Consider the following 24,748-nt stretch of genomic DNA (forward strand, 5'->3'; position numbering starts at 1 on the left):
CTCGCGCGCGCGGGCCGCGAGGGTGCGCAGCGCGACCGCCTGGTCGTCGCCGGTGGCCGCCACGAGCACCGGCGTCGACCGGGGCATGCCGATGCGGCCGAGGGCGCGCGCCGCGCGGATGCGCACCTCGACCGCCTCGTCGTGCTCGAGCAGGCGCAGCAGGCCGTCGACGGCGGTGACCGCGCCGTCGAGCCCGGCGATCTCGGCGGCGGTGGCCCGCCGCAGCGCCTCGGGGTCGGACATCGCCGTCACCAGCGCGGGGTGCGCCGCGACGCCGATGCGCAGCAGCGCGGTGGCCACGATCCGCGGGGGGACGTCGGCGCGGGTGCCGATGGTGGCGAGCAGGGGGAGCGCGGCGCGCGGCGAGCCGATGCGTCCGAGGGCCCGGGCGGCGACGGTGCGCACCTCGGGGTCGGGGTCGGCGAGCAGCTCGACGAGGTCCTCCGCGGCGCCCTCGCGGCGGCAGGCACCGAGCAGCTCGGCCCCGCGGGCGCGCTGCACCGGGTCGCGCGAGGTGAGCCGGTGCAGCGCGCGCGCGAGCGAGCCGCGCTGCTCCAGGACGCGGACGACCGACTCGTGCGTCTCGCCCCGCACCTTCACCAGCATCGCCTCGAGGTCGGGCTCGATCGCCCGCCAGCGGGGACGGTCGAGCGCCACCAGCGCGCGGGCGGCCTCCTCGGTCTCGTCCGGCTCGCCGGCGACCAGGGTCAGCAGCAGCGGCCGCAGCGGCTCGGCCACGGCCAGGCGGCGGGCCTCGCGGCGGCGGTTGGACCACCGGCGCGCCACGGTCAGCAGCGCGAGGGCGACGACCAGGACGCCGATGGCCGCGATGACCAGGCTGAGGGCCGCCGCGGGAGTCATCGCCGTGCGCGGGCGAGCACCGCCTGCACCCGGCTCACGAGCTCGCGCGGGCTGAACGGCTTGACGACGTAGTCGTCGGCGCCGGTGACGAAGCCGGTCTCGACGTCGGCCTCCTGCGCCTTGGCGGTCAGCAGGATGACCGGGGTCGCGGCGGTGCCGGGGTCGGCCCGCAGCTCGCGGGTGACGTCGATGCCCGACAGCCCGGGCATCATCACGTCGAGGACGACGAGGTCGGGTCCCCACTCGCGCACCGCGTCGAGGGCCTGCAGGCCGTCCTCGGCCTGGCGGACCTCGTAGCCCGCCTGCTCGAGCTTGAAGGTGACGAGGTCGCGGATGTCGCGGTCGTCGTCGACCACGAGCACGCGCGTGGCATCGGTCGTCGGCACCCGTGTCCTCCCGTTCCCGGCCCCGGTTCGCAGCAGCGTAGTCCCGGGGTGGCCGAGGACGCCGCAGGCGAGTTGGATGGCGTCATGCGCACCAGACGGCTCGGCCGGATCGGGTTCGACTCCTCGGTGCTGGTCTACGGCGCCGCGATGCTCGGCGAGGTCGACCAGGACACCGCCGACGCCTCGCTGCAGGAGGCGTTCGACGCCGGGATCAACCACGTCGACACCGCCGCGAGCTACGGCGGCTCGGAGGAGCGGCTCGGCCCGTGGGCGGAGCGGCTGGCGTCCCCCGAGGTGTTCCTCGCGACCAAGGTCGAGGAGCGCGGGTACGAGCAGGCGTGGGCCTCGATCAACCGCTCGCTCGCGCGGCTGCGGGTCGACCGGGTCGACCTGCTCCAGATCCACGCCGTCGGCGAGCTCGACGTGCTCGACCAGGTCACGGGCGACCCGGGTCCGGCGTCCGGCGCGCTCGCCGCCGCGGTGCGTGCCCGCGACGAGGGCCTCACCTCCCACCTCGGCATCACCGGCCACGGGCACGAGGCTCCGTCGGTGCACCTGGAGGCGTTGCGGCGCTTCGACTTCGACGCCGTGCTCTCGCCGTGGAACCACCTGCTCAGCACCCGCGAGCCGTACGCCACCAGGTTCCGCGAGCTGCTCGACGAGTGCGTCCGGCGCGACGTCGCGCTGCGCACCATCAAGACGGTCGCCCGCCGCAACTGGCTGCCGGGCGAGGAGCAGCCGTACGCCACCTGGTACGAGCCGTGGGACGACCAGGAGCACCTCGACGCGTGCGTCGCGTTCGTGCTCGCCGAGGAGGCGGTCAGCGGGTTCCCGTCGGCGGGCGACGTGCGGCTGCTGGCCGCGACGGTGCGGGCGGTCGAGCGCGCCGAGGGCCCGGACGCGCTGACCCCGGACGAGGTCGACCGGGTGCTCGCGCAGGCGCCGGCCTACTCCTCGCCGTTCGACCGGATGCCCGCCTGAGCGAGCCGCATCGACAGCATCTGCGCCGTGCGGCGGGTCAGCCGGGCGGTGGTGTCGTCGGACGGGCGGGTCCAGGCGACCTCGAGCGTCCCGATCACCTCGTCGCCGACGGCCAGGTCGGCCGTCTCGACGTCGTCGAGCGTCCCTGCCTGGACCCGCACGACACCGGCGCGCACCCGCACCCCGTGCGCCAGCCCCGCCTCGACGCAGCCGCGTGCGGACGCCCCGACGGCGGCCGCGGGGTCGCGGTCGCCGACGAGGCCGGTGGACCACAGCTCGGTGACGGCGGTGCCGAACTCGGTGATCGAGCGGTCCTGGCGCAGGCGGTGCCGGTCGGTGACGTCGGTGAAGAAGATCGTCAGCCCCTGCGGCGAGGGGATGATGCGGTTCTCGTACCAGCGGTCGTACGGCTCGTAGTGCTCCTCGATCTGCAGCGACCGCTGCTCGACCATCGCCCGGTGGTAGGCGAGGTAGAACGGCTGACCGACGGCGTCGGGGAACTCGTCCCACATGCCCTTGCCGAGCAGGTCGTCGGCCGGACGGCCGTAGAACTCGGCGGCCCGGTCGTTGAGGTAGACGAACCGCCACTGCGTGTCGACCGCGATGAACGGGTCGGACACGCCGCGCAGGATGGCGTCGACGGCCGAGCGCATGTCGCGGGTGCTGCCGCCGGCGTCCCAGGCGTCCAGCGCCCACCCGGTGGTGGGCACCCGGGCGGTCACCGTGGTGCCCTCGCCGGGTGCCGTGCGCACGTCGAGGACCCCCGAGGCCACACCGATCCGGTTGCGCATAGACCGGCGGCCGAGCCCCTCCGGCACGTCCGCCGCGGCGCCGACCCCGTCGTCGCGCACCACCAGCTCCCAGGCGCCGTCGCGCTCGCGGACGCTCACCTCGACGGTGCGCGCGCCCGCGTGCCGGGCCACGTTGCGCACCGCCTCGACGGCGACCTCGTAGAGCACCCTGGCGGCGTCCGGACCGGGGGAGCCCTCGACCTCGAGGTGGTGCCGCGCGCTCGGCACCAGGTTGAGCAGCAGCGTCCCGAGCGCGGGGCCGAGCCCGTCGCGAGCCAGCGCCTCCGGCTCGGCGTCGGTGACGAGGTGCCGCAGCCGGCGGCCCGCAGCGGCCAGCTCGCGCGCGACCTCGGCCAGCTCGGCGTCGACCTCGGGGGAGACCCCCTCGGCGCGGCGCAGCGCGGTGGCACGTAGGCCGAGCGCGGCGAGCACCTGGATCGTGTCGTCGTGCAGGCCACCGAAGATGCGCGCCCGCTCGGCGTCCTGCACCGCGAGCAGCTCGTGCAGCAGCGACGAGGACACGGCGCCCTCCGACGTCACCCGGGCCGCCCCGGCAGCAGCCCCTCGCGCACCGCGACCGACAGCGCCTCGAGCTTGGAGTGCACGCCGAGCTTGGCCAGCACGTTGGCCACGTGGTTGCGCACCGTGTTGACGCTGACGTGCAGCCGCGCACCGATCGCGGCGTTGCCCAGGCCCTCGGCGACCAGCCCGAGCACCTCGCGCTCGCGCGGGGTCAGGTCGGACCCGACGCCGGCCGGCCCCTGCTGCATCCGCGCGATCAACCGGGCCAGCAGCGCCGGGCTGACCATCGCCTCACCCGCCGCCGCCGAGCGGACGGCGAGGACGAGGTCCTCGACGCTGCGGTCCTTCTCGAGGAAGCCTGCGCAGCCGTGCTCCATCGCCCGCACCATCGTCGCCTCGTCGGCCGCACCGGTGAGGACGACGATGCGCGCGCCCGGTGCCACCTGCTTGAGGTCGGGGATCGCGTCGACGCCGCTGCCGTCGGGCAGCCGCTGGTCGAGCAGCACGACGTCGACCTCGTCGACGGCGAGGCGGTGCCGCGCGGACGCGAGATCGCCCACGTGCCCGACGACCTCGAGGTCGTCCTCGGCGGCCAGCAGCGTGCTGACGCCCGAGGCGAACATGTTGTGGTCGTCGACGACCAGGACCCGAGTCGGCCGTGCCAACGTGCCTCCACCCCCTCCGAGCGAGTACGCGTTCGCCAACGTACACACCCCGCTAGTGCGTTCGCACCAGAACGGGGGGTGCGTCGGCAGCCGGTGCGGCGCAGGGCGTCCCGGGACAATTCGCCACGTGGACTCCCCGACCCGGCCGCTGCGCGCCGTCCTGGCCGACGACGACCGGTTGTTCCGGGACGCGGCCGCAGCCGCTCTGCGCGCCCAGCCCGAGATCGAGCTCTGCGCCGTCCTGCCGGACGGGTCGCAGGCGCTCGACGTCGTGCGCCGGCACGAGGCCGACGTCCTGGTCACCGACTGGTCGATGCCGGGCGGGGGAGCCGACCTGGTGGCCGCGGTGGTCGCCGCCTCGCCGGCGACGCGGGTGGTCGTCGTCACCGGCAAGGACGACGTCTCCACGGCGCTCGCGGCGGTGCTCGCCGGCGCGCGCGGCGTCGTCAGCAAGGTGGGGCTCGACGTCGACCTCGGGCGCTGCGTCACCCGGTGCGCGCTCGGCGACGCCGTGCTCATCGGCGCCGGCCCCGCGGCCGTGCTCGACGTGCTCGTCACCGCGTTCCCCCGCCGCCCCGCCTGACCACCCGGTGCGGATGCACCAGGGAGAACGGTGCATCCGGGCCTGGGACGGACCGCACCACGGGTGTGGACTACGGGTATCGGGTTCCCCCTCGACCCGACGCGACGGTCCCGGTGCCGAGCAGACCGCACCCGGCTCCCGCGGACGAGGACCCCGGCCGCCCCCCCCGGCCGGGGTCCTCGTCGTCCCGGCTCCCTCGTCCCGGCTCCCTCGTCCCGGCCCGTCGGGCGGTATCAGCCGCGTCGTCCCGGCGCTCCTGCGAGCACACCGTTCCCGCAGGAGGTCGACCCGTGCCCGCTCTGCCGTGCGTCCCCCGCCAGCCCCTGGCCCGCGACCTCGACGTCGTCCACCTCCCGCGCGCCGCCGCGGTGGCCCTGCCGGCCACGCCGTACCTGTCCCTCGACGTCGGCGCCGCCGTCGCCCGCGCCCACGCGCTGCGCACCGCGCTGCCCGGCACGGCGATCCGGTACGCCGTCAAGGCCAACCCCGACCCGCGGCTGCTCGCCGCCCTGGCGGCGGCGGGCGTCGGGTTCGACGTCGCCTCGCCGGCCGAGGTCGGGCTGGCCGTCGGCGCCGGTGCGGCGGCGGGCGAGCTCGTCTACTCGAACCCGGTCAAGCGCCGTGCGGACGTCGCGGACGCGCACGCGCGCGGTGTCCGGCTCCTCGTCGTCGACTCGCCCGCCGAGGTGCGCAAGGTCGCCGAGGCGGCGCCGGGGTCGTCGGTCCTCTGCCGGCTCGTCACCTCGGGTTCGGGCTCGGACTGGCCGCTCTCGCGCAAGTACGGGTGCTCGACCGACGAGGCGGTCGAGATCCTGCGCACCGCAGCGGCACTCGGGCTCGACCCGGCCGGCACCGCGTTCCACGTCGGCTCGCAGCAGCGCGACCCGCAGGCGTGGGTCGCACCGGTCGAGGCGTCGGCGAGGGTGTTCCGCGCGCTGCGCGCCGACGGGCTGCGGCCGTGGCTGGTCGACCTCGGCGGCGGCTTCCCGGCCGACCACCACGGCGACCACCCCGAGCTCGGCGCCTACGGCGCGGCCATCCGCGCCGCGCTCGTGCGGGCGTTCGGCGACGACGTGCCGCAGACCCTGGTCGAGCCCGGACGGGGGCTGGTCGGCGACGCGGGCACGCTCGTGGCCTCGGTCATCGCCGTGCTGCACCGCGGCGGGACGCGGTGGGTCTACCTCGACGCCGGCGTCTTCACCGGCCTGGTCGAGACGCTGGAGGAGGCGATCCGGTACCGGATCAGCACCTCGGCCGACGGCGGCCCGACCGGGCCCGCGGTGCTCGCCGGGCCGACGTGCGACAGCGCCGACGTGCTCTACCAGGACGTCCCGGTGCAGCTGCCGCTCGCGCTCGACGAGGGCGACCTCGTGCACCTGCACTCGACCGGCGCCTACACGTCGAGCTACTCGACCGTCGGGTTCAACGGCTTCGCGCCGCTGCCGACCGTGCACGTCCGGTGACCGCGGGTCCGTCGGTCCCGTCGGTCCCGCGGCAGCGGGACCCGCTGCACCGCAGCACGTCCGCCTCGCGGCGTGCACCCGAGCGCGTGGTGCTGGCGCACGCCCTCGCCGCCGTGGGCATGTCGCTGCCGTGGCCGCTGCTGCTGCTCGAGGTGTCGGAGCGGTCGTCGTCCCCGTGGGTGCTGGGGCTGGCCGCTGCCGCGAGGATGCTGCCGTACGTGGCGATCTCGTGGTGCGCCGCCCGGCTCGGCGACCGCGTGCGGCGCGACCGGCTGGTGCGGGCGACCCTCGTCGGCCGGGTGGTGCTGCTCGTCGCCGTCGGGGGCGCGCTGCTCGCCGACCGGGTGGCTCTGGCGGTCGTCGCCGCGACCCTCGCCGTGGCGGTCGCGACGCCGGCCTACCCCGCGCTGGCGGCGGGCATGCCCGCGCTGGCCGGGCGCCGGTCCGAGCGGCTGACCGGCCTGCTCGTCACCGTCGAGGTGGCCTCGTTCGTGGTGGGCCCGGCGCTGGGCGGGCTGCTGCTGGTGCCGGCGCTGCGGCCGGTCGCGGTGCCCGTCGCCGTCGCCCTCGTGCTGGCTGCGCTGCTGCTCATGGCCGGGGTGCGGCTGCCCGCGGTGGTGCCGGTGTCGACCAGTGCCGCACCGGAGCCGCTGCGGCACAACGCCGCAGCGCTTCGGGCCATCGCGGCGATCTGCGTCGTCAACCTGGTGCTGGCCGGCACGGGCGTCGCGCTCGTGGGCCTCGCCGCCGACGTGTGGGGGTCGGCGGAGGTGGGCTACGGGCTGGCGACCGCGGCGCTGGGGTTCGGCGCCCTGGCCGGGCCGGTGGTCGCGCTGGGAGTGGGTCTGGTGGTGCGTCCCGGCCGGCGGGGGGTCGTCGGCATGGCGCTCCTGGGCGCCCCGGTGGCGGCGGTGGCCGTCGCCACCGGGCACGTCTGGGCGCTCGCGCCGCTGGCGCTGGCCGGCGCGGCGGCCACCTTCGTCGAGGCGGAGGCGACCGGTCACATCCAGCGGGCGGTGCGCGACGACGCCCGCGCGGGCGTGCTCGGTACCACCGACAGCGCGATGGTGGCCGCGGCGATGGCCGGCGCCTTCGGGACGCCGCTGCTCGCGGGCCTGGTCGGGCACCGCTGGCTGATGGTGGTGCTCGGCGTCGTGGCCCTCGCGGGAGCCGTGCTCGCCCGCGGACCCGTCGTGCCGCGGGTCGTCGACGTGCGCGACGAGGTCGTCGACCTGCGCGAGCCCGCCCTCAGGTCGCGAGCACGCTGACGCCGGCGACGAGCGCGACCAGCACCCCGAGCTCGCAGACCTGCTGGGTCGCGCCGAGGGTGTCGCCGGTGAACCCTTCGAGCCGGCGGCGCAGCACGCGGACCGCCCCGGCGGTGAGCGCGGCCGCGACCAGCAGCGCCAGCGCGGCAGCCACCACACCGACGACGACGGCGGCCAGCACGACGGCGGGAGCGGTCCAGCCGGCGGCCACGACGAGCGCGGGCCGCGTGACCCGATCGGCCATCGGCTTCGCCTTCGCGCCGAGGCCGCCGACGTAGGGGAGCGCGGTCATCACCACCAACGGGCAGAGCCGCGACACGACGTGGGCGACGACGAGCACGACGGCGATCAGCCCGGTGCCGTCGGCGGCCGCCTGGGCGAGCAGCGCGACCTTCGCGGCGAGCACCAGCACGATGCCGACGACGCCGTAGGTGCCGAGGCGCGAGTCGGTCATGATCGCCAGCGCCCGGTCGCGGTCGGCCGGCCCGCCCAGCGCGTCGGCGGTGTCGGCGAACCCGTCCTCGTGGAACGCGCCCGTCACCAGCACCGAGGTGGCGGTGGCGACGACGGCGACGACGAGCGGGTCGAACGCGAGCGCTGCGAGCGCGGCAGCGCCCGCCGCCAGCGCCCCGACCAGCCAGCCGACGAGCGGCAGGTGCGCCGCCGCGCGGTGCAGGGTGGCCGGGTCGTACCCCAGCCAGGCGCCGAGCCGGCCGGTGACGGGCACCCGGGTGTAGAGCTGCAGAGCCACGACGAGGTCGCGCACGCTCAGCCCGCCCCCGCCGGGCCGGACACGCCGGCGTCCTCGAAGGTCGCCATCTCCGCGAGCACGGCGCAGGCGCTCTGCAGCAGCGGCCACGCCAGCGCGGCACCGGACGCCTCGCCGAGCCGCAGGCCGAGGTCGAGCAGCGGGACGAGCCCGAGGGCCTCGAGGACGGCACCGTGACCGGGCTCGGCCGACCGGTGGGCCGCCACGCACACGTCGACCGCGCCGGGGGACAGCCGCTCGGCGACGAGCACCGCGGCCGCGGTGATGAAGCCGTCGACGACCACGACCCGGCGCTCCCGGGCGCAGCCGAGCACGACGCCGACGAGCGTGGCGATCTCGAAGCCACCCACGCGGGCGAGCACGTCGAGCGGCTCCCGGGCGCCGGCGTGCAGCTCGCGCGCCCGCTCGATCACGGCGCGCTTGCGGGCCAGGCCCGCGTCGTCCAGACCGGTGCCGGGGCCGAGCAGCTCGGCGACCGGCCGCTCGAGCAGCAGCGACGCGAGCAGGGTGGCCGACGAGGTGTTGCCGATGCCCATCTCGCCCAGCAGCACGGCGTTGCCGGGCAGCGACGCGGCGAGCTCGCGGCCCTGCTCGAGCGCCGTGGCCGCGGTGGTCGCGGTCATCGCGGGGCCTGTCGTGCAGTCGGCGGTGCCGGCGCCGAGGCGGCGCGACAGCAGACCTGGTGCGGCGTCGGGCGCGTCGAGCGTGCCGCAGTCGACGACGGTCAGCCCGAGGCCGTGCTGGCGTGCGAGCACCGCGATCGCGGCGCCGCCCGCGAGGAAGCCGGCCACCATCTGCCGGGTCACCTCCGCCGGGTAGGCCGAGACTCCGTGCCGCGCGAGACCGTGGTCGGCGGCGCACACCACCACCTGCGGTTCGGTCAGCCGTGGGTGCGGCGTCCCGAGCGCGACGGCGAGGCGCACCGCGAGGTCCTCGAGCGCACCGAGGGACCCGACCGGCTTGGTCTTGGCGTCCAGGCGCGCCCGGACGAGCGTCTCGAGGTCGGTGGGCACCGGCACATCCTGGTCGGTGCCCGGACGCGGACCGACCCCGGGTGTGGGCCCGGGGTCGGCGTCGTGCGAGGCGTCGTGCGAGAGGGTGGGGTCAGTCGCGGAAGACGTCCTTGACCTTCTCGCCGGCCTGCTTGGTGTCGGCCTTGGCCTGGTCGGCGCGACCCTCGGCCTCGAGGCGCTCGTTGTCGGTGACCTTGCCCACGGCCTCCTTGGCCTTGCCGGCCAGGTTCTGCGCGGTGTTCTTCGCCTTGTCGGTGGCGCTCACGGTGCGACCTCCCTCTCTCGTGGGGACGGCCCGGTCGGGCCGTTCACAGGTCGGTCGCAGCGGCACGGCCGAAGCGCACGCGATCGCGGTATGACGCCCGTCACACCGCTCCCCACCTGGGCGGCACCCCCCGGTCACCGTCGTGGCGGACGACGACGCCCCGGCCACCGCAGCGGGTGACCGGGGCGTCGTCCGAGTCGACGTTCAGCAGTCGTAGTACATCTCGAACTCGTGCGGGTGCGGGCGGAACCGCAGCGGGTCGATCTCCTTGGTGCGCTTGTACTCGATCCAGGTCTCAACCAGGTCGGGGGTGAACACGTCGCCCTCGGTGAGGTAGTCGTGATCCTCCTCGAGCGCGTCGAGCACGGCGCCGAGCGAGCCCGGCACCTGCGGGATCGACGCGTGCTCCTCGGGCGGCAGCTCGTAGAGGTCCTTGTCGACCGGGTCGGCCGGCTCGATCCGGTTCCTGATGCCGTCGAGGCCGGCCATCAGCATCGCCGAGAACGCCAGGTACGGGTTCGACGACGGGTCGGGCACGCGGAACTCGATGCGCTTGGCCTTGGGGTTCGAGCCCGTGATCGGGATGCGGACGCAGGCCGAGCGGTTGCGGGCCGAGTAGACCAGGTTCACCGGCGCCTCGTAGCCCGGCACGAGCCGGTGGAACGAGTTGGCGGTCGGGTTGGTGAACGCCAGCAGCGACGGCGCGTGCTTGAGCAGACCGCCGATGTACCAGCGGGCGGTGTCGGACAGGCCGCCGTAGCCGCGCTCGTCGTAGAACAGCGGCGAGCCGTCCTTCCACAGCGACTGGTGCACGTGCATGCCGGAGCCGTTGTCGCCGAAGAGCGGCTTCGGCATGAAGGTGACCGTCTTGCCGAACTGGTGCGCGACGTTCTTCACGACGTACTTGAAGAGCATCACCTTGTCGGCCGACTTGGCGAGCTCGTCGAAGCGGTAGTTGATCTCGGCCTGGCCCGCGGTGCCGACCTCGTGGTGCGAGCGCTCGACCTGCAGGCCGAGGGCGTCGAGCTCGGCGCAGATGGCGTCGCGCAGGTCGGCGTAGTGGTCGACCGGCGGCACCGGGAAGTAGCCGCCCTTGTAGGGCGTCTTGTGGCCGAGGTTGCCACCCTCCTCGACGCGGCCGCTGTTCCAGGCGCCCTCGATCGAGTCGATGTAGTAGTAGCCGGCGTTCTGCTTGGTCTCGAAGCGCACGTCGTCGAAGATGTAGAACTCGGCCTCGGGCGCGAAGAACGCGGTGTCGGCGATGCCGGTCGACTTCAGGTACGCCTCGGCCTTGGCGGCCACCTGGCGCGGGTCGCGGCTGTAGGGCTCGTCGGTCAGCGGGTCGACGATCGCGAAGTTGACGTTCAGCGTCTTGTGCGTGCGGAACGGGTCGATGTAGGCGGTCGACACGTCCGGGATCAGCTTCATGTCGGACTCGTGGATCGCCTGGAAGCCGCGGATCGAGGACCCGTCGAACATCTGGCCGTCGGTGAAGAACGCCTCGTCGACCGACGCGGCCGGGACGTTGAAGTGCTGCATCTGGCCGGGCAGGTCGCAGAACCGGACGTCGACGAACTTCACGTCCTCGTCCTTGAGGTACTTCAGCACCTCGGCGGCGTCCTTGAACATCCAATGCCTCCTCGTCGGCGCGCACGGTCGCGCGCCCAGCGGGTTCGGGGTCGTCGACGACGCTACGGACGGGCTGTTGCTCGAGGGTGTCCCGAGTGTTTCCGCCGCGTTACGTCGCCGTAGGCTTGCACGCGTGGTCGGCCGGCGCGACGTCTTCTCGTGGATGGAGGGTCCGCCGACCCCCGGTGACGGCGACCCGCGGTACCCGGGGGAGCGGCTCGGCCTCCCGGCCGAGGGCAGCCGCAGCGTCGCCCGGTTCCCGCGTCGGTTCGTCGGCGTGCTGGTCGACTGGATCGCGTGCCTGCTGCTGTCGAACACCTTCCTGGGCGGCGACCCGTGGGGGACGCTCGGCCTGTTCGCCCTGCTGCACGTGATCACCCTGGGCACCATCGGCGCCTCGCCCGGCCACGCCGTGGTCGGGCTGCGCCTGGTGCGCCTCGACGGCGGGTGGGTCGGACCGCTGCCCGCTCTCGTGCGCACCCTTCTGCTCTGCCTGGTCGTGCCGCCGCTGGTCTACGACAAGGACCAGCGCGGCCTGCACGACCGCGCCGCCCGCACGGTGCTCGTGCGTCGGTAGGCACCGGCACTAGCGTCGTGGGCATGAGCCCCACCGAGGTCCTGCAGGCCTGGCACGACGCCGTCAACGCGCACGACGTCGACGCCGCCGTGGCGCTGTGCGCGCCCGACGTCGCGGTCGGCGGTCCGCGAGGCACTGGCACCGGTCACGAGGTGGTGCGGGCGTGGCTCGTCCGCTCGGGCATCGAGCTGCGCCCCCAGCACGACCTCGTCGTCACGGACGGGCACGCCGTGGTGCACGAGAAGGCGCGCTGGCGCACCACGGACGACGCCCCGGTGCAGCTGCGGGACGGCAGCGAGCACGACACCTGGGTCGTCTTCGGCGTCGCAGGCGGGCTCGTCACGGCGGTGCGCCGGTTCGAGACCGAGGACGACGCCCTGAGGGACGCCGCCGTGCCTGGGACGCCGACGAGCTAGTCGGTCGTCAGGTGAGAGGGCAGGTCGTCGCTCCAATCCGCAACGGACGCCGGTGACGGCACTGCGTCGACGTTGAGGCGCGTCCATTCGCCCACTGTGGGCGTGCTCGTGGACCGCTGCCCGTCGTCTAGGGTGCCGCAGCCAACGCTCGACATCCGCCCGGCCGGTCCTGGGATTCATTACGATTGGCGCTCGTCGCAGTGGCGCCGTAGCCGCAACTGCGCTCCTCGCACGCCGCGCGGGCTTTCGAGGCCAATAACCGCTGGGCCACCAGACGAGCGCTCCCAGCAGGACCCGAATCGAACCGAAGTCCCGCATCCAGCCTGGAGCCGCTGGCATGCTGGCGTCCGCATCTCGGAAAGGGGGCGGACATGTCGAGTGACATGCAGGAACTCTTCAAGGAGGCGGCCAAGATCGCCGCGGTCGTCCCGGAGTCCATGCAGGAAGCCGCGTTCAACCGTGCGCTGGACATGCTCACGAACAGCGAGCGGACGCCCGCCGAGAAGATTACGTCGCCCCGGCGTGCGGCCAAGAAGCGCGCCCCCTCCACGCCCGGCAGGGGAGATGTTGAGACACCCGCGGTCGATCGCGTCGCGCAGGTAACGGCGATTGCGCGAGACGCCGCCCCTGAGGTCGACCAGGAGACGTCGGTCCAGGGCCGCTCGATCGCTCTCCTGGTCGCAGCCAAGCGGGAGGCCGACGTCGACGGGCTGACATCACCGGAGATCGCCAAGATCCTGACGGACAAGTTTCGCCACAAGACTACGCGGCAAGCCGTCACGCAGGCGATGGACGCCGCCGGGAGCAAGATTGACCGTCAGAGGAGCGGGAACGACCCCATCATCTACAGGGTCATGAAGACGGGCGAGGACTGGCTGAGCGCACCCGCCGACCAGCGCACCACATCGAGCAGCGGGCGGCCACGCCGGCGCCCCGGCACAAAGAGGGTCACAGCCCCGGCCCAGAAGACCAGGACCGCCAATAAGGCGACACCCGCGCAGAAGACCGCGTCAGCTGGCACCGGACGCAGGACCGGACCGAAGGGAGTGCTGGAGTCCCTGATTGACGAGGGCTACTTCTCGGAACCGCGAGGCATGGCCGACATCAGGCAGCACGTCCGGGACCAGAGAGCCACCAACTTCTCCAACAGCGACCTCTCGCCGACGCTCATTCGTCTACTGCGCGAGGGGAAGCTTAAGAGGAACAAGGTCGAGAAGCAGTATGTCTACAGCGCAGGCTGAGCTGGAGCAGGCCCTCGGGGGGGTGCCCGCGGCCTATCGGAAGCGACTGGCCAATGCCCACACCAAAATGAAGGTCGCGCACCGTGCGCATGAGTACGACTCCTGTGGGGTTCAGGCGGGCAAGATCTGCGAAACCTTGATCCGGTACCTGCAACACGAGTTGATCGGCTCCGCAACGCCGTTCGGGACCTCGCTCTCGAACTTTTCTGACCTTTGCAAGAGCATGGAAAGGGTTCCAAGAACGGCTGGCCCCGAGGAATTTCGGGTCCTGATCCCACGAGCTCTGAACTTTGTGTACACGATGCGCAATAAGCGGGGCATGGGACACGAGGGCGAGGAGGTCGACCCGCACGAGGCGGACGCATCGGCAGTGGTCGCGCTGGCGAACTGGTGCGTCGCGGAGTTGATCCGCGTGACGTCGACCCTCCCGATGGAGGATGCGCAGCGAGTCGTAGACGCGCTAGCCGAGAGGGAGTTGCCTGTTGTGTGGTCGGGCGCTGGGAGGAAGCGCGTGCTGGACCCACAGATGTCGCGTAAGGACCAAGTGCTCACGCTTCTCTACTCGGAGCCTGACGAGGCGACCCCCGTTGAGGATCTGTGTGCGTGGGTCGAGGCGCCCCGGCTCGACAACTTCAAAACCCGCGTGATCGCGCCGATGCACGCGCAGCGGATCGTCGAGTACGACCGGGAGACGGAGACGGTGATGCTCCTGCCCCCGGGCATCGCCGCCGCCGAGACGCTGCTCGGCGGGTGACATGGGGCTCCTCGGCGAAACGATTAGGTTCGAATATCACCGTCCTGAGCGACCTGTCCACCTGTTGGCGTAAGCGGACGTAAATCTGGCCCATCATGACATACCGTACGTTGCGTGCGCGACCAGCTCTGGCATACCGGGATGCGACTGCCCTAAGGGATAGAGGAAGTCGGAATCGCCGCTACACCTTCCAAGAATGACGCGGCAACGTCGAGACCGGTCCCGGCCGCAATCTGCTGCGCAAGTGCAATGGCGGCCAACAGGAGCGGTATTGTCGATGCTGAGATCTCCGCGAACGTGTTCAAAGGATACAGTTTGCGGAATGTCCGCCAACTTCCACCAACGCGGCGCACTGCCTGGAAATCTAGGATGATGGCCACGCTCGTCAACAAGACCAGCAGTTGCAACCCCCGATAATAAACCTGTTGCATTGAGAATTCAGCACCGAGAGAGATCGAGACAGCTAGAGCCAAAGCGGCCCCAGGGATCCACATGGCGGACAGCCATGCCGCTTTCACTATTCCAATCCGCCCCGGCAACCAGTTATAGAGTGCACCAAACAACAGTGCAGGCACCACCCATCGTGCGAGTTCAGTCGCCGTCCCGAATGCAAGAATGGTTAGTGATGACACGTCGGTCTGACTGAACTCATCAAGTATCAAAGCGCTGCTGAAGTAGACAGTGGGTAGCACTCCCAGCGTGAGGCCGATCGTGGCTGCGTAGGCGATATTCACGCGAGCCGAACCAGTCACGCCTCTACTGAAAAGGGCGTGATCGTTTCGCCATCGCGGGTCTAGACGCATGCGTGCGCGCGATGCGTCGCGATCGCGCGTAAGCGATTGCCGACCATCGGTGACCTCATCAAGCCGGTCGTATTCGTCAGAGAGGGATCGTCCGGCCAACGCAGAATCCAACGACACTCGGCGGATTTGCAGCGTAGCGCGGCTGTCTCGAGTGCACTTCGCGACGACAATCCAAACAGTAAGACCTGCACCAGCCGCTTGGATAATCCATATAGGTAAGGGCAAGCCGCTTTGATAGAGGAACGTCGCCTGTGCCGGATTCGCCAGCGCCATCACGATACCCGTGAGGCTAGCAAGAACCACCAGGTTGGCAGCGTTTGCCGATTCGCATAGCTCCCGTAGTTGACGAAGGTTGACCGCGATGACAAGAAGAGGGACGGCCAGAAAGAGCAACTCCTGCAACCATGCGGAGTCAACCAGGACTCGCGACAGGCGGTTCGGGTTCTGCGAACCGACCATAGCGACCAGATGTCCACCTACGACAACTCCCACTGACGTGATTAGTGCGATGGCGCCGATCTGCCACGCCACACGGTGGGCATTCCGGCCCAAGGATGGAAGGAACAGCGGGCGCCAGGCCAGAAGCGATCGCCTAACGATCAGTGTAAGCGCGAACAGCGACAACGCGAACGCTACTATCCCCGCCCCGTACTCGGCCCAGAGAGGATCGTTGCCCCGCATGTACTGGGCGGCCGAAGCGGCTGCCAAGACAAACGCCAGAAGCAGTGAGAGAGTCGCGAGAATTGCCAGCTTGCCGCGATGACTTACGGGCGCGAAGAGCATTAGAAGCATGGCCCACCCCAGACTTGCTAACGCAGACCGCGGTGCACCCAGTCCCTGAAAGTCGACGAAGATTACTGACGTAAACGCCAAAGCGATACTGACGGAAAGAAAGACACGTAAACGAGTCGGCCACGGTTTGTAAAGAACCAGCGTTATGACTGCAACGAACGCGGACCATCCGGCTAGGTTGGAGTTGATATCGAAGATGATCCTGTAGGGGCCGATGGCGGGGCCCTCGACGACTCTAGTGGACTCCATAAACCACGCAAGAGTAGTGGGCCACGGTTCGTTAACTTCGACGGCGACGGCGGTGCGAGCGGATTGGTGCCATTCGAGTCGAGTCTCTGCTTGAGCTGTGGTGATCACGTTGGGCGCTGGGTCGGCGCTCTCCACTGCTGCGTTTAGTCCCACACCAGCGCCTCGAACTATCAGGTCATAGTCGCCGAATATATTTGCCTTACACGTCAAGGCTTCGCGTTGGATATCCTCCTCCATCGCTGGGCACACCGACTGTGACAGTGTCGTGAGATGGTCTGAGGACGAGAGGCGCACTCCTGCTTGGCGGGAGGGGACATCGCTGCTCGTTTCGCCTGCGGCTACATCCGGAAAAACGCGCAGCACGAACGAGGCTTCACCGTCCATCCATTCGTATGAAACCAGTTGGCTAGGTAGGTCCCCTACTAGACAGCGAACAATCGACACAGGCTGGGAAGCCGGGTCGAGACGTGGGTTCTCAGGCTGGACATCATCGGCCCTGATCGTCAATACCGACGGTTCGATAGGCTCACGACGCTGAAGATCGACAACGGTCTCGAGGTGGAAAGAGGCGTTGCCTGTAGGACAATCTGTAGCAAGTTCTTCAAATGAATTGTTGATGGATGGGTACTGTGCGGCGCCTAGCGCTATTCCGACGCCGAGGGTGGCAAGGCACACCACTGCCCAACGAGCAGCACCCAGCAAGCGTGTTCGCACTTGACCTCCTAGCACGGCAGCGGGTGCCATCCTCAGCGGGTGAGGGTATCTCTTTGAAGCCCCGTCGCGACGCGACGAAGGTATCCGACGCTCTTCTCCGCCAAGGCCCGACTCGGCCAGCCTGGCCTTCGAACTTGAGCCCCTCACCGCCTGGCCAAGTACGTCCGCAGGCACCCGCGGCGTCAGCTGCACTGCGTTGCTGCCGGCCCGGCGTGCCAGTCCGTACGCTGTGACCGATGCTCGTGCGCCAGCGGAATGGCGCAGGAGTAAGAATTGGGGGCTAGCGCTTGAGCTGTTCGCGACTTGCCGCGGCAGCGTGCACTAGGTGGCACCGACCGCTCGGGCGTCCGATAGCTAGAGCGACCAGGGTCTGGCGCGGGAGGTGCGCTCACTCGCCGACACACTGGTACCACTCGATCAATAGCAATATCGCGGCGGCCCACGGTGGGCGTGTGCTGCACACCGCGAGAGTGAGCGACTACGAGAGCAGGCGTTCCGAACTGTGGCTCGGACGCGGGGTACGGAATCGGTTGAACGAACACCTCGCGATGTTGCTCGCCTGAAGTGGCTATAAATCGACCAGCGGCAGTCCGGCTCCTAGACGATCAGTGATGCCACGACGCCACCCGAGTCATTCCGCCGCGTGCCGTCCGTTCGTGTGGGACCCGGTGAGCTATTCCCTGCGATGCCCGAGGGAGTGCCTCGTTGTCCGAATGCCCTTCTTGTCGGGCGTCGGCGCTAGCGTTCGCCCGTGACCAAGGACCTCGATGCCGTCGCCTCAGCGGCGCACCCCGCGCTTGCCCTGCTCGACAAGGCGCTCTCGCTCCAGGCCCCGCTCGTCGAGCGGCACATCGCCCGACTGCGGCGCACTCGTCCGGACGCCCCTCCGAGCGAGATCGTCAAGCGACTGAACGGCGAGTTCAGGGCGGCGACGATTAGCGCCGGTACCGGAGTCGGCGCTGCGGCCGCGGCACCTGGGGTGGGAACCGCCGTGGCGCTCGCACTCTCCGGTGGAGAGGCCCTCGCCTTCCTCAACGCCACGGCTCTCTACGTGCTGTCCAGGGCGGCGGTGCAGGGTGTGCCGCTCCAAGACATCGAGCGTCGTCGGACCCTCGTGATGGCGGTCATGCTCGGCGAAGCCGGCGCGAAGTCCGTCCAACAGGTCGCCGAGCGAACCGGGCAGCATTGGGCCAGGCAGCTCGTGAAGAGCATCCCGGCATCAAGATTGACGGCCATCAACAAAGTTCTTGGTCGTCACTTCGTCGTCAAGTATGGGACCAAGCAGGGAATCGTGGTGCTCGGTCGGGTAGTTCCCTTTGGCATCGGCGCAGTCATTGGCGGAGCGTCAAATGCAGTGTTCAGCCAAGGCATCATCAAGGCGGGAAACGTCGCCTTCGGACCCGCGCCAAAGGCCTGGACTACGGCGACGAGGGAACTCGAAAGCGGCAATTGACCATCTGCGTCTTTGGGTGGCCACCGCATCTGATGCAGGCCGACACGCCCTCAGGGCGAACGTCTGTTGCGATGAACCGCGTCCTACCGCCGCGAGTTCGGCTCCTCGTCCTCACCCGTCGGCACGCCCGCTCAGCGCGAGTGGGCGGCATCATCACCAAGGCCCAGTCCGCCGCTACCTTGCGATCAAGCTGCCGCGACGCGTCGAGACAGGGCCATGAAGCGGGGCGACGTGCTGTGGCTGCCTTGGAAGGGTGGCGGCTTCCCGCTCGTGGTCGTTCATAGGCGGCCGCGGAAAGCCATCTTCATCGCTCGCGCCTTCGCGTGGTTGCAACTGCCCGATCTGAGCCGGGCCGACTTCAGCTCGGAGATCTGGGTAGGTCTGACTCATGACGGCGCCGTCAAGGACGGGACGTGGAGTCCGATGGCAGTCGACGCGCCGGAGCACGTACTGGGAGTCCCGACGTTTCGGTCACCGGCCCCTGGTGGCAGGTGGGTGCCCATGACGGTCGGGACAGACGATCCCAACGAGATGACCGCGGCAGGCGAACCTCAATACTTGGCTGACGTGTCCCACTTACCGACCGACGACCTCTTCGACCCGTGGCTACTTGCCTCGAAGCTGAGCCAAGCGGCGACCCCCAACGGAACCAGGTCCTGAGACTTTCGCAGTCAAGGCATCGCCAACGCCACGTCCGAACCTGCCCCATTCCGCCGCGAATCGGACGTTTGCGCTAGACGAGGGCTGCCTAGTTGCCCTCGAACGTCACAGAACCATCCCAGCGAGGGTTCCACGTTCGGCGCGTCAGGTAGTTGGTCAGCAACTGGGCAACTTCCACAGCGAGGGGGTCGTTGAGCCGCTCCGCGACGAAGGCGACCTCGTCGAGTAGGTCCTCGCACCGCACGCGGTTCAACGGGACAGGATCCGTGCCGCCCAACATCGGCAATGTGTGGAGCTCATAGGCCGAGGCGACCTGGGTCAACCGTCTGAACAGTCTCTCCGAGATCCACACGGAGTCCTCCTCGTCCGGCTCTGCCTCGTACACGCCCACCATCAGGTCTTTCTCGTAGGACCTTGGGTCAAGGCGGTCGGAGAATCGGTTGTTGGACACATCGCGATCCTGACAGACGCATGGTGCGGGACCGCTACTCATCTCCACAGTGCGTGGTTGCGCGACGCGTCCCTCCGCCGCGAAGCGGCCTGCCTGGCAGCAGCGCTCGCGCGCACAACGAGTGGGTTGTGGGTCCATCTACTCTAAAGCGGTGCCTGCATCCGTTCTCGTTCTGAGCTTGGACCCTGCCCTGTACGCGAACGTACGGGCCACCCTGCAGTCTGACGGTCGGTTCGTGAGCACTGATCAAGAGATTCACTGTTCTCCCCCGCTCGCACCGCTGACGAACATCTACCCGGCAGCGTTGCCCGCCGAGGAATGGGACGGGTGGGCCGCCCAACGCAGCCCAATGCCCGACCCGAGATCAATGTCGGTCTTGATCCTCGAATGCCGTGACGCGCACTGGGTCGCGGAGATCGGCGCACTCTTGGACCGAGGTCTGGCAGCGACGGTGTGGTTCGTGGACGCGCGGGACAGGGCCTGGTCCGCCGGTGACGTCGACGCAGTCCAGCTAGCTCTGACCCGACGCAGCGGGTTCGCGTTCTCCGGAGAGCGCGGACGTTCGCCGCTTGCGACGACCTACGTCACTCCGCCGCGAAGCGCCCACCTCGCAACCACCGCTCGCTGAGGACCCTGTACTCGTTGGTACCGCCGCGGTACCATCCCGGATGTGGCGATGAACCTGAGGCTGACGGACGCCGAGAGCGACGCCCTGCGTCGGAGGGCCGAGCAGGAAGGGCGTTCCATGCAGGAGGTCGCCCGAGCTGCGATCGCGCAGTACGTGTCCGAGCGTCCGCAGCGACTGAGGGCTGCGATCGAGCGAGTCCGGACTGAAGACGCAGAGCTGCTCGAGCGTCTGAGTCGGTGACCGCCGAGGAGCTGGACTACCTCTCGGTCGAGGACCTTCTCGAGGTCGCATCCGGTGTGCTCGACGACGTCGCTGTGCAGGATCCGGGTCTGCTCGCAGCGGCCGCCGCCCGACCCAAGACCACCGTGCTCGGCGACGACGCCTATCTGACGTTCGAGGACAAGGTCGCGGCGCTGCTGCACTCCTTGGTCCGCACCCACGCCCTGGTGGACGGCAACAGGCGCCTGGCATGGTCGGCCGCCCGCATCTTCTGCCGACTCAACGCCCGCGATCTCACCTACACCGTCGACGATGCCGAGCAGATGATGCTGGAGGCAGCCGCCGGCGCGTTGGACGTTCCGCAGATCGCGACCTGGCTGGCCGCGCGGATCGGAGCCGCGTCATAGCGGCGCAGGACAGCGCCTCGGCGGTGCGGCCGATTCGACGTCCCCGCGACCTCTCGAATCAGGTGGTCGTGGCACTGGCCGCGCCCGACCTCTGTCGGATGCCGGGCGTGTCGCCACGTCTACGGTGTCGCCGGACCGGCCGGAGACGCTCCATCTCTTTCGCCTCGGATATCCGACTCGTTGTCCGGCGGCTGGTCTGTCCATCGCACGACGCGGGCTGCCCGATCGTCACCGCGGTCGGAGCACTACGGATTCCCAGGCCCCGGTCCACGGCCGGCGGTGCTTGGGCTTGGTGTTCTCGTACGGCGGCCACGTCCCCGACGCCTGGAGCTCGGCGAGTCGGTGACGTTGTTCTGCCGTCATGGAGTCGTAGAAGCGGTGCGCGTTGGCGTCGACCTCGGCCTGGCCGCCGCTCGCGAGCCAGTACAGCTTCTTGTCCAGGTAAGGGTCCCGCGCCGCCGCGTACTCCTTCTTCGCTCCCTCGATGAACCCGGGAGCACCGGTCAGGATGTCGCGACCGAACTGCTGCAGGATCGTCATCACCCACGGAGGCATCGGACGACGCTAGGACCCGCAGCCTGGGTTGTCGATCAGTCCGAACCGGTTCGTACGACAACAACGTTCGCGGATCGTCCGATGCTCGACGAGCGCTCGGTCCACGCCAGCACCGCTACCGCCGGTTGACGACACCGGGACGTCCGGTGGTGCGCGCACCGGCCCCGGACGTCGTGCTCGCGACCGTCGAGTCGCTGCCCCGGGACGGCCACGCCGTGCTGCAGAGCGCGGACGGGCCGCAGGTGTACGTGCAGGTCTGGTTCCGCTTCGACGGAACGTGCCAGCGCGGTAGGGACCTCAGCCTCAGGCGACCCGTGCCGCCAGGGCCTCGAGCGCCTGCGTGAAGCACGCCGCCGGGGGAGTGACCAGCCCTGCCCCGACCTGGCCCGTGCCCGCGACGCGTCCGGCCATGCCGGTGTTGATCTGCGGGAGGATCCCGGTGCGCACCACGGACGGCACGTCGATGCCCACCGGCACGCCGCGGAACGCCATCGACGCGATCTGGAACGCCGGGTGCTCGCCGAGGGTGATCTCGTACATCCGCCGCGTCGTGCGCACTGCCGTGCTGCTGTCACCGCCGACGAACGCGACGATCGCCGGCGCCGCCGCCATCGCGAACCCGCCGATGCCGGCCGTCTCGGTGATGGCCGAGTCGCCGATGTCGGGGTTGGCGTCGTCCGGGCCGTAGCTGCCGAGGAAGAGCCCCTCCGGCACGAGCGCCGGTGCGGTGAACCAGGTGTCGCCCGTCCCCGACACCTGGATGCCGAAGTCGGTGCCGTTGCGCGCCATCGCGACGACCAGCGTCGAGCCGGGGACGTCGCGGCCGGCGTCGAGCGCGAGCTTGCAGGCGGGCATCACCAGGTTGAGGAAGAAGTGGTCGTTGCCGTTGCAGAACCGCACCACCTCGGCGACCTGCGCCGGGTCGGCACCGAGCTCGAGCAGCTCGGGCACGAGCTCGCGCACCAGCATCATCGTCCCGGCACGGTTGCGGTTGTGGCCCTCGTCGCCCATCTGCAGCATCTGCGCGACGATCGACCGCACGTCGACCGGTCCGGCCTCGGACGCCGCGCGGCGGCGGACGGCCTGCTGCAGCAGCGGTCCGAGCACCGACGACATCCAGCGCAGCCGCTCGACCACCTCCGGGCCGTAGGCGCCGTAGCGCAGCACCTTGCCGAGGCCCTCGTTCAGCGAGCAGAACGCCGTGCGCCCGGACGACGGGTCTCGCAGCTCGAACACCCACATCGACGGCGACACCACGCCGGCCATCGGCCCGACGGCCGCGTGGTGGTGGCACGGGTCGAGCACGATCGGCGAGCCGTCGCGCAGCCGCCCGTCACCGAGCAGGCGCTCGGCCTCGTCCGGGTCGTCGGCCAGGCCCTCGAGCAGCATCGCCCCGACCAGCGCGCCGCGCAGCGGGCCGGACGCGCGGTCCCACCCGATCGGCGGGCCGGCGTGCAGGAACGTCCCCGGGCGCAGGCCGAGCGCCTCGTCCGCGGGTCGGACGTCGACCAGCACGGCTCCCGACGCCAGGACGCCTTGCAGCGCAACCCGGTTCGCCTCCTCGCGGCGCGGGTCGGCCAGCACGCGCGCCAGGTCGGCGGCGGTGCCGGTGGGCGGTGGGCGCCACTCGACCTCCTGCACGTCGACCGCCTGCGCCCGCAGCGCCTCGGCGAACAGGTCGACGCCGACGGTGACGACCGACGACGGGCCGTCGAGCAGCGGGTTCACGCGTCCCCCAGCAGGTCGAGGGCGGCGCGGGTGGCCGCGGCGTTGGACAGGTGGACGACGGCGCCGGCGTCGGCGAGCGCCTCCGCCTGGCGCTCGAGGCCCTGCGGGTCGTCGCGGGCGCCGACGAGCGACACGACGACGTCGAGGTCGCGCCCGTCCCCGTGCGCCGCCGCGAGCGCGTCGCGGACGGTCGGGGCGTGCGCGGCCGCGGGGTCGGGGTGGGCCCCGTGGCCGAGCACGACGTCGAGCAGCACCACCCGCACCCGGGGGTCGGCTCCCGCCGCCTCGAGCGCCTCGAGCCGCAGCGACGGGTCGATCATCGGGTGCGCGCGGCCGACGGTCAGCGAGTCGTCGCCCAGGTCGACCACGGCGTGCCCCTGCTCGGCGAACGACGCCGCCAGGGCGCCCGGTCCGCGCGCGTCGAGCCGCGGCCAGCCGTCGTCGAGCGGCACGTTCGAGGCGATCGGCCCGAGGCGGGGCGCGGCGACCGCCATCGCCTCGTCGCACAACGTCCCGCCCGCGAAGAGCCCGCGCAGCAGACCGGGGGAGGGGGCGGCGGACGCGGCGCCCCACGACCGCCACTGCGGGACGGCGACGCCGAGCCGGTCGAGCACCTGCTCGGCGGCAGCGGTGAGGTCGGGCTGGTCGGGTCCGAGCGTCGCCCGCACGAGCGCCGTTCCCAGCTCGCCGGCTCGTGCCTCCAGCGACGAGACCACCTGCGGATCGGCCGGTTTCGACACCAGCACGACGAGCTCGGTCGATTCGTCGTCGGCCAGCAGACCGAGCGCCGACAGCGCGCCGAGCCCTCCGACCCTCGACGACAGGTCGCGTCCGCCCACCCCGAGGCAGTGGCGCACGCCGACGCCGGCGTGGTCGAGCAGCGCCATCAGGTGCTGCGCGCCGGTGCCCGACGCGGCGACGAGCGACACCGGCCCGGGCCGCACCGCGTTCGCGAAGCCGAGCCCGACGCCGCCGACGACCGCGGTGCCGCAGTCGGGCCCCATCACGAGCAGGCCGCGTTCGGACGCCGCGCGCTTGAGCGCGACCTCGTCGTCGACGGAGACGTTGTCGGAGAACAGCATCACGCTTGCGCCGGCGTCGAGGGCGTCCCAGGCCTCGGCGGCGGCGTGCTCGCCCGGCACCGACACGAGCACCAGCGGCGCACCCGACCGGTGCACGGCCGACCGGGTGGTGCGGGCGGGCACGGCGGTGTCGCCCGACGCGGGACGCTCGCGCGCGGCGAGCGCGTCGGTCAGGGCGGCGAGCACCACCGCGACGACCGCCTCGTCGTCCGCCCCGGTCTCGGTGCGCACGGCCACCACGAGGTCGTCGGGCACCGTGGGGGGCAGCGCGAACCCGGCGGTGGTCAGCACGTCGAGGTTCAGGGGGGTCGCCATCGCGACCTGCGCCACGGCGACGCCGTCGAGCGCGGCGAGCCTGCTGCTCACCTGCAGCAGGGCCACCGAGTCGTGGTACTCGCCGTGCCGGACCTCGACGTGGTCCCTCACGGGACGCGCGCCCGCGCCGACGCCTCCAGCACCGCGGCGGCGCCGACGAGCAGGTCGCCGCCCGAGGTGTGCCCGACGCGCAGCAGGTCGGCGACCACGGCGTCACCGACGGCAGCGCGCGGCGCCAGCAGGCCGGCGAGGCCCCGGGCGACGACGTCGGGGCACCAGCCGGCCGCCGCGTCCGCGAGCATGCCGCGCGACACCACCGTGGTCGCGAGCCGGGCGCCCGCGAGGACGCTGCGCCCGAGCCGGTCGAGGCGCTCGGGCTCGAGCACCGCGCGGCAGGCGAGCAGCACACCCGCCACCACGTCGTCGCCCGTGGGCGTGAGGCCGGGGCGGAGGCCGCGCAGCTCGACGAGCAGCGTGCACAGCTCGAGCAGAGCAACGCCCTCCTCCA

General features: G+C 71.1%; 25 protein-coding genes. 11 read left to right on the forward strand and 14 right to left on the reverse strand.

Going from position 1 to position 24,748, the window contains the following annotated elements; all coding sequences use genetic code 11:
• A partial coding sequence (locus ACYVKY_RS01285; protein WP_460433176.1) for a HEAT repeat domain-containing protein occupies positions 1–861 on the reverse strand: 861 nt, incomplete at its 3' end.
• Positions 858–1,247, reverse strand: coding sequence for a response regulator transcription factor (locus ACYVKY_RS01290; protein WP_460433177.1), 390 nt, complete (start codon positions 1,245–1,247; stop codon positions 858–860). The genes ACYVKY_RS01285 and ACYVKY_RS01290, both read right to left, overlap by 4 nt.
• 84 nt (positions 1,248–1,331) lie before the next feature.
• Between ACYVKY_RS01290 and ACYVKY_RS01295 the strand changes: the two genes are divergently transcribed.
• Positions 1,332–2,228, forward strand: coding sequence for an aldo/keto reductase (locus ACYVKY_RS01295; RefSeq protein WP_460433178.1), 897 nt, complete (start codon positions 1,332–1,334; stop codon positions 2,226–2,228).
• Here the strand turns inward: ACYVKY_RS01295 and ACYVKY_RS01300 are convergent.
• Together ACYVKY_RS01300 and ACYVKY_RS01305 are read right to left on the reverse strand one after the other, a co-directional pair.
• Positions 2,195–3,541: a PAS domain-containing protein gene (locus tag ACYVKY_RS01300; protein WP_460433179.1), complete on the reverse strand. Its 1,347-nt coding sequence runs from the start codon at positions 3,539–3,541 to the stop codon at positions 2,195–2,197. The two genes, ACYVKY_RS01295 and ACYVKY_RS01300, sit on opposite strands and share 34 nt — an antisense overlap.
• 14 nt (positions 3,542–3,555) lie before the next feature.
• Complete coding sequence (locus tag ACYVKY_RS01305) at positions 3,556–4,206, reverse strand: response regulator transcription factor (RefSeq protein ID WP_460433180.1); 651 nt, start codon at positions 4,204–4,206, stop codon at positions 3,556–3,558.
• A 127-nt stretch (positions 4,207–4,333) separates the two neighbouring features.
• On the opposite strand from ACYVKY_RS01305, the gene ACYVKY_RS01310 reads away from it, so the two are divergent.
• The 3 genes from ACYVKY_RS01310 to ACYVKY_RS01320 all read left to right on the forward strand — a co-directional run bounded on the left by ACYVKY_RS01310 (position 4,334) and on the right by ACYVKY_RS01320 (position 7,520).
• A complete protein-coding gene (locus ACYVKY_RS01310; RefSeq protein ID WP_460433181.1) occupies positions 4,334–4,789 on the forward strand; it encodes a response regulator in 456 nt (151 codons plus the stop codon).
• 290 nt (positions 4,790–5,079) lie between these two features.
• Positions 5,080–6,252 carry a type III PLP-dependent enzyme gene (locus tag ACYVKY_RS01315; protein WP_460433182.1) on the forward strand — a complete coding sequence of 391 codons (1,173 nt, stop codon included), beginning with the start codon at positions 5,080–5,082 and terminating at the stop codon, positions 6,250–6,252.
• The gene (locus ACYVKY_RS01320; protein WP_460433183.1) at positions 6,249–7,520 is read left to right on the forward strand and encodes an MFS transporter; all 1,272 of its coding nucleotides are present in this window, start codon (positions 6,249–6,251) and stop codon (positions 7,518–7,520) included. Before ACYVKY_RS01315 ends, ACYVKY_RS01320 begins: the two co-directional genes overlap by 4 nt.
• Here ACYVKY_RS01320 and cobS read toward each other — a convergent pair.
• From cobS to glnA, 4 genes are all read right to left on the reverse strand, one after another.
• Positions 7,501–8,271, reverse strand: coding sequence for an adenosylcobinamide-GDP ribazoletransferase (gene cobS, locus ACYVKY_RS01325; RefSeq protein ID WP_460433184.1), 771 nt, complete (start codon positions 8,269–8,271; stop codon positions 7,501–7,503). The two genes, ACYVKY_RS01320 and cobS, sit on opposite strands and share 20 nt — an antisense overlap.
• A gap of 17 nt (positions 8,272–8,288) precedes the next feature.
• Positions 8,289–9,302, reverse strand: coding sequence for a nicotinate-nucleotide--dimethylbenzimidazole phosphoribosyltransferase (cobT, locus tag ACYVKY_RS01330; protein ID WP_460433185.1), 1,014 nt, complete (start codon positions 9,300–9,302; stop codon positions 8,289–8,291).
• Positions 9,303–9,393: 91 nt separating this feature from the next.
• The gene (locus ACYVKY_RS01335; RefSeq protein WP_460433186.1) at positions 9,394–9,567 is read right to left on the reverse strand and encodes a CsbD family protein; all 174 of its coding nucleotides are present in this window, start codon (positions 9,565–9,567) and stop codon (positions 9,394–9,396) included.
• Between the two features lie 204 nt (positions 9,568–9,771).
• Positions 9,772–11,196 carry a type I glutamate--ammonia ligase gene (glnA, locus tag ACYVKY_RS01340; RefSeq protein WP_460433187.1) on the reverse strand — a complete coding sequence of 475 codons (1,425 nt, stop codon included), beginning with the start codon at positions 11,194–11,196 and terminating at the stop codon, positions 9,772–9,774.
• A gap of 133 nt (positions 11,197–11,329) precedes the next feature.
• Between glnA and ACYVKY_RS01345 the strand changes: the two genes are divergently transcribed.
• The 4 genes from ACYVKY_RS01345 (at position 11,330) to ACYVKY_RS01360 (ending at position 14,184) form a co-directional block, all read left to right on the forward strand.
• Positions 11,330–11,773: an RDD family protein gene (locus tag ACYVKY_RS01345; RefSeq protein ID WP_460433188.1), complete on the forward strand. Its 444-nt coding sequence runs from the start codon at positions 11,330–11,332 to the stop codon at positions 11,771–11,773.
• Between the two features lie 23 nt (positions 11,774–11,796).
• Positions 11,797–12,189 (forward strand): nuclear transport factor 2 family protein, encoded by a 393-nt coding sequence (locus ACYVKY_RS01350; RefSeq protein WP_460433189.1) that lies wholly within the window; start codon positions 11,797–11,799, stop codon positions 12,187–12,189.
• Positions 12,190–12,560: 371 nt separating this feature from the next.
• Positions 12,561–13,430: a hypothetical protein gene (locus ACYVKY_RS01355; RefSeq protein WP_460433190.1), complete on the forward strand. Its 870-nt coding sequence runs from the start codon at positions 12,561–12,563 to the stop codon at positions 13,428–13,430.
• A complete protein-coding gene (locus ACYVKY_RS01360; RefSeq protein ID WP_460433191.1) occupies positions 13,411–14,184 on the forward strand; it encodes a hypothetical protein in 774 nt (257 codons plus the stop codon). Before ACYVKY_RS01355 ends, ACYVKY_RS01360 begins: the two co-directional genes overlap by 20 nt.
• A 152-nt stretch (positions 14,185–14,336) precedes the next feature.
• Here ACYVKY_RS01360 and ACYVKY_RS01365 read toward each other — a convergent pair whose 3' ends face one another.
• The gene (locus tag ACYVKY_RS01365; RefSeq protein WP_460433192.1) at positions 14,337–15,770 is read right to left on the reverse strand and encodes a hypothetical protein; all 1,434 of its coding nucleotides are present in this window, start codon (positions 15,768–15,770) and stop codon (positions 14,337–14,339) included.
• Between the two features lie 1,723 nt (positions 15,771–17,493).
• On the opposite strand from ACYVKY_RS01365, the gene ACYVKY_RS01370 reads away from it, so the two are divergent.
• On the forward strand, positions 17,494–18,195 hold the full coding sequence (locus ACYVKY_RS01370) for a hypothetical protein (RefSeq protein WP_460433193.1): 702 nt from the start codon (positions 17,494–17,496) through the stop codon (positions 18,193–18,195).
• 748 nt (positions 18,196–18,943) lie between these two features.
• Here ACYVKY_RS01370 and ACYVKY_RS01375 read toward each other — a convergent pair.
• Positions 18,944–19,306, reverse strand: a complete 363-nt coding sequence (locus ACYVKY_RS01375; RefSeq protein ID WP_460433194.1) for a hypothetical protein — start codon at positions 19,304–19,306, stop codon at positions 18,944–18,946.
• Positions 19,307–19,982: 676 nt separating this feature from the next.
• On the opposite strand from ACYVKY_RS01375, the gene ACYVKY_RS01380 reads away from it, so the two are divergent.
• Positions 19,983–20,174 (forward strand): DNA-binding protein, encoded by a 192-nt coding sequence (locus ACYVKY_RS01380; protein ID WP_460433200.1) that lies wholly within the window; start codon positions 19,983–19,985, stop codon positions 20,172–20,174.
• Positions 20,171–20,560 carry a type II toxin-antitoxin system death-on-curing family toxin gene (locus tag ACYVKY_RS01385; protein ID WP_460433195.1) on the forward strand — a complete coding sequence of 130 codons (390 nt, stop codon included), beginning with the start codon at positions 20,171–20,173 and terminating at the stop codon, positions 20,558–20,560. Before ACYVKY_RS01380 ends, ACYVKY_RS01385 begins: the two co-directional genes overlap by 4 nt.
• A 228-nt stretch (positions 20,561–20,788) precedes the next feature.
• On the opposite strand, the gene ACYVKY_RS01390 is transcribed toward ACYVKY_RS01385, so the two are convergent.
• The 4 genes from ACYVKY_RS01390 to ACYVKY_RS01405 all read right to left on the reverse strand — a co-directional run.
• Positions 20,789–21,103, reverse strand: a complete 315-nt coding sequence (locus tag ACYVKY_RS01390) for a hypothetical protein (RefSeq protein ID WP_460433196.1) — start codon at positions 21,101–21,103, stop codon at positions 20,789–20,791.
• A gap of 315 nt (positions 21,104–21,418) precedes the next feature.
• Positions 21,419–22,843, reverse strand: coding sequence for a YlbE family protein (locus ACYVKY_RS01395; protein ID WP_460433197.1), 1,425 nt, complete (start codon positions 22,841–22,843; stop codon positions 21,419–21,421).
• Positions 22,840–24,351 carry an FdrA family protein gene (locus tag ACYVKY_RS01400; protein ID WP_460433198.1) on the reverse strand — a complete coding sequence of 504 codons (1,512 nt, stop codon included), beginning with the start codon at positions 24,349–24,351 and terminating at the stop codon, positions 22,840–22,842. The genes ACYVKY_RS01395 and ACYVKY_RS01400 overlap by 4 nt, the downstream gene beginning before the upstream one ends.
• The coding region (locus ACYVKY_RS01405; protein WP_460433199.1) for an oxamate carbamoyltransferase subunit AllH family protein at positions 24,348–24,748 on the reverse strand (401 nt) is incomplete at its 5' end. The genes ACYVKY_RS01400 and ACYVKY_RS01405, both read right to left, overlap by 4 nt.

Source organism: Angustibacter speluncae (assembly GCF_054777815.1).

Coding starts and splice junctions, on each gene's coding strand:
- ACYVKY_RS01295 (WP_460433178.1), top strand. CDS start 1,332: ATGCGCACCAGACGGCTCGGCCGGATCGGGTTCGACTCCTCGGTGCTG.
- glnA (WP_460433187.1), bottom strand. CDS start 11,196: ATGTTCAAGGACGCCGCCGAGGTGCTGAAGTACCTCAAGGACGAGGAC.
- ACYVKY_RS01350 (WP_460433189.1), top strand. CDS start 11,797: ATGAGCCCCACCGAGGTCCTGCAGGCCTGGCACGACGCCGTCAACGCG.
- ACYVKY_RS01355 (WP_460433190.1), top strand. CDS start 12,561: ATGTCGAGTGACATGCAGGAACTCTTCAAGGAGGCGGCCAAGATCGCC.
- ACYVKY_RS01360 (WP_460433191.1), top strand. CDS start 13,411: ATGTCTACAGCGCAGGCTGAGCTGGAGCAGGCCCTCGGGGGGGTGCCC.
- ACYVKY_RS01365 (WP_460433192.1), bottom strand. CDS start 15,770: ATGCTCTTCGCGCCCGTAAGTCATCGCGGCAAGCTGGCAATTCTCGCG.
- ACYVKY_RS01380 (WP_460433200.1), top strand. CDS start 19,983: ATGAACCTGAGGCTGACGGACGCCGAGAGCGACGCCCTGCGTCGGAGG.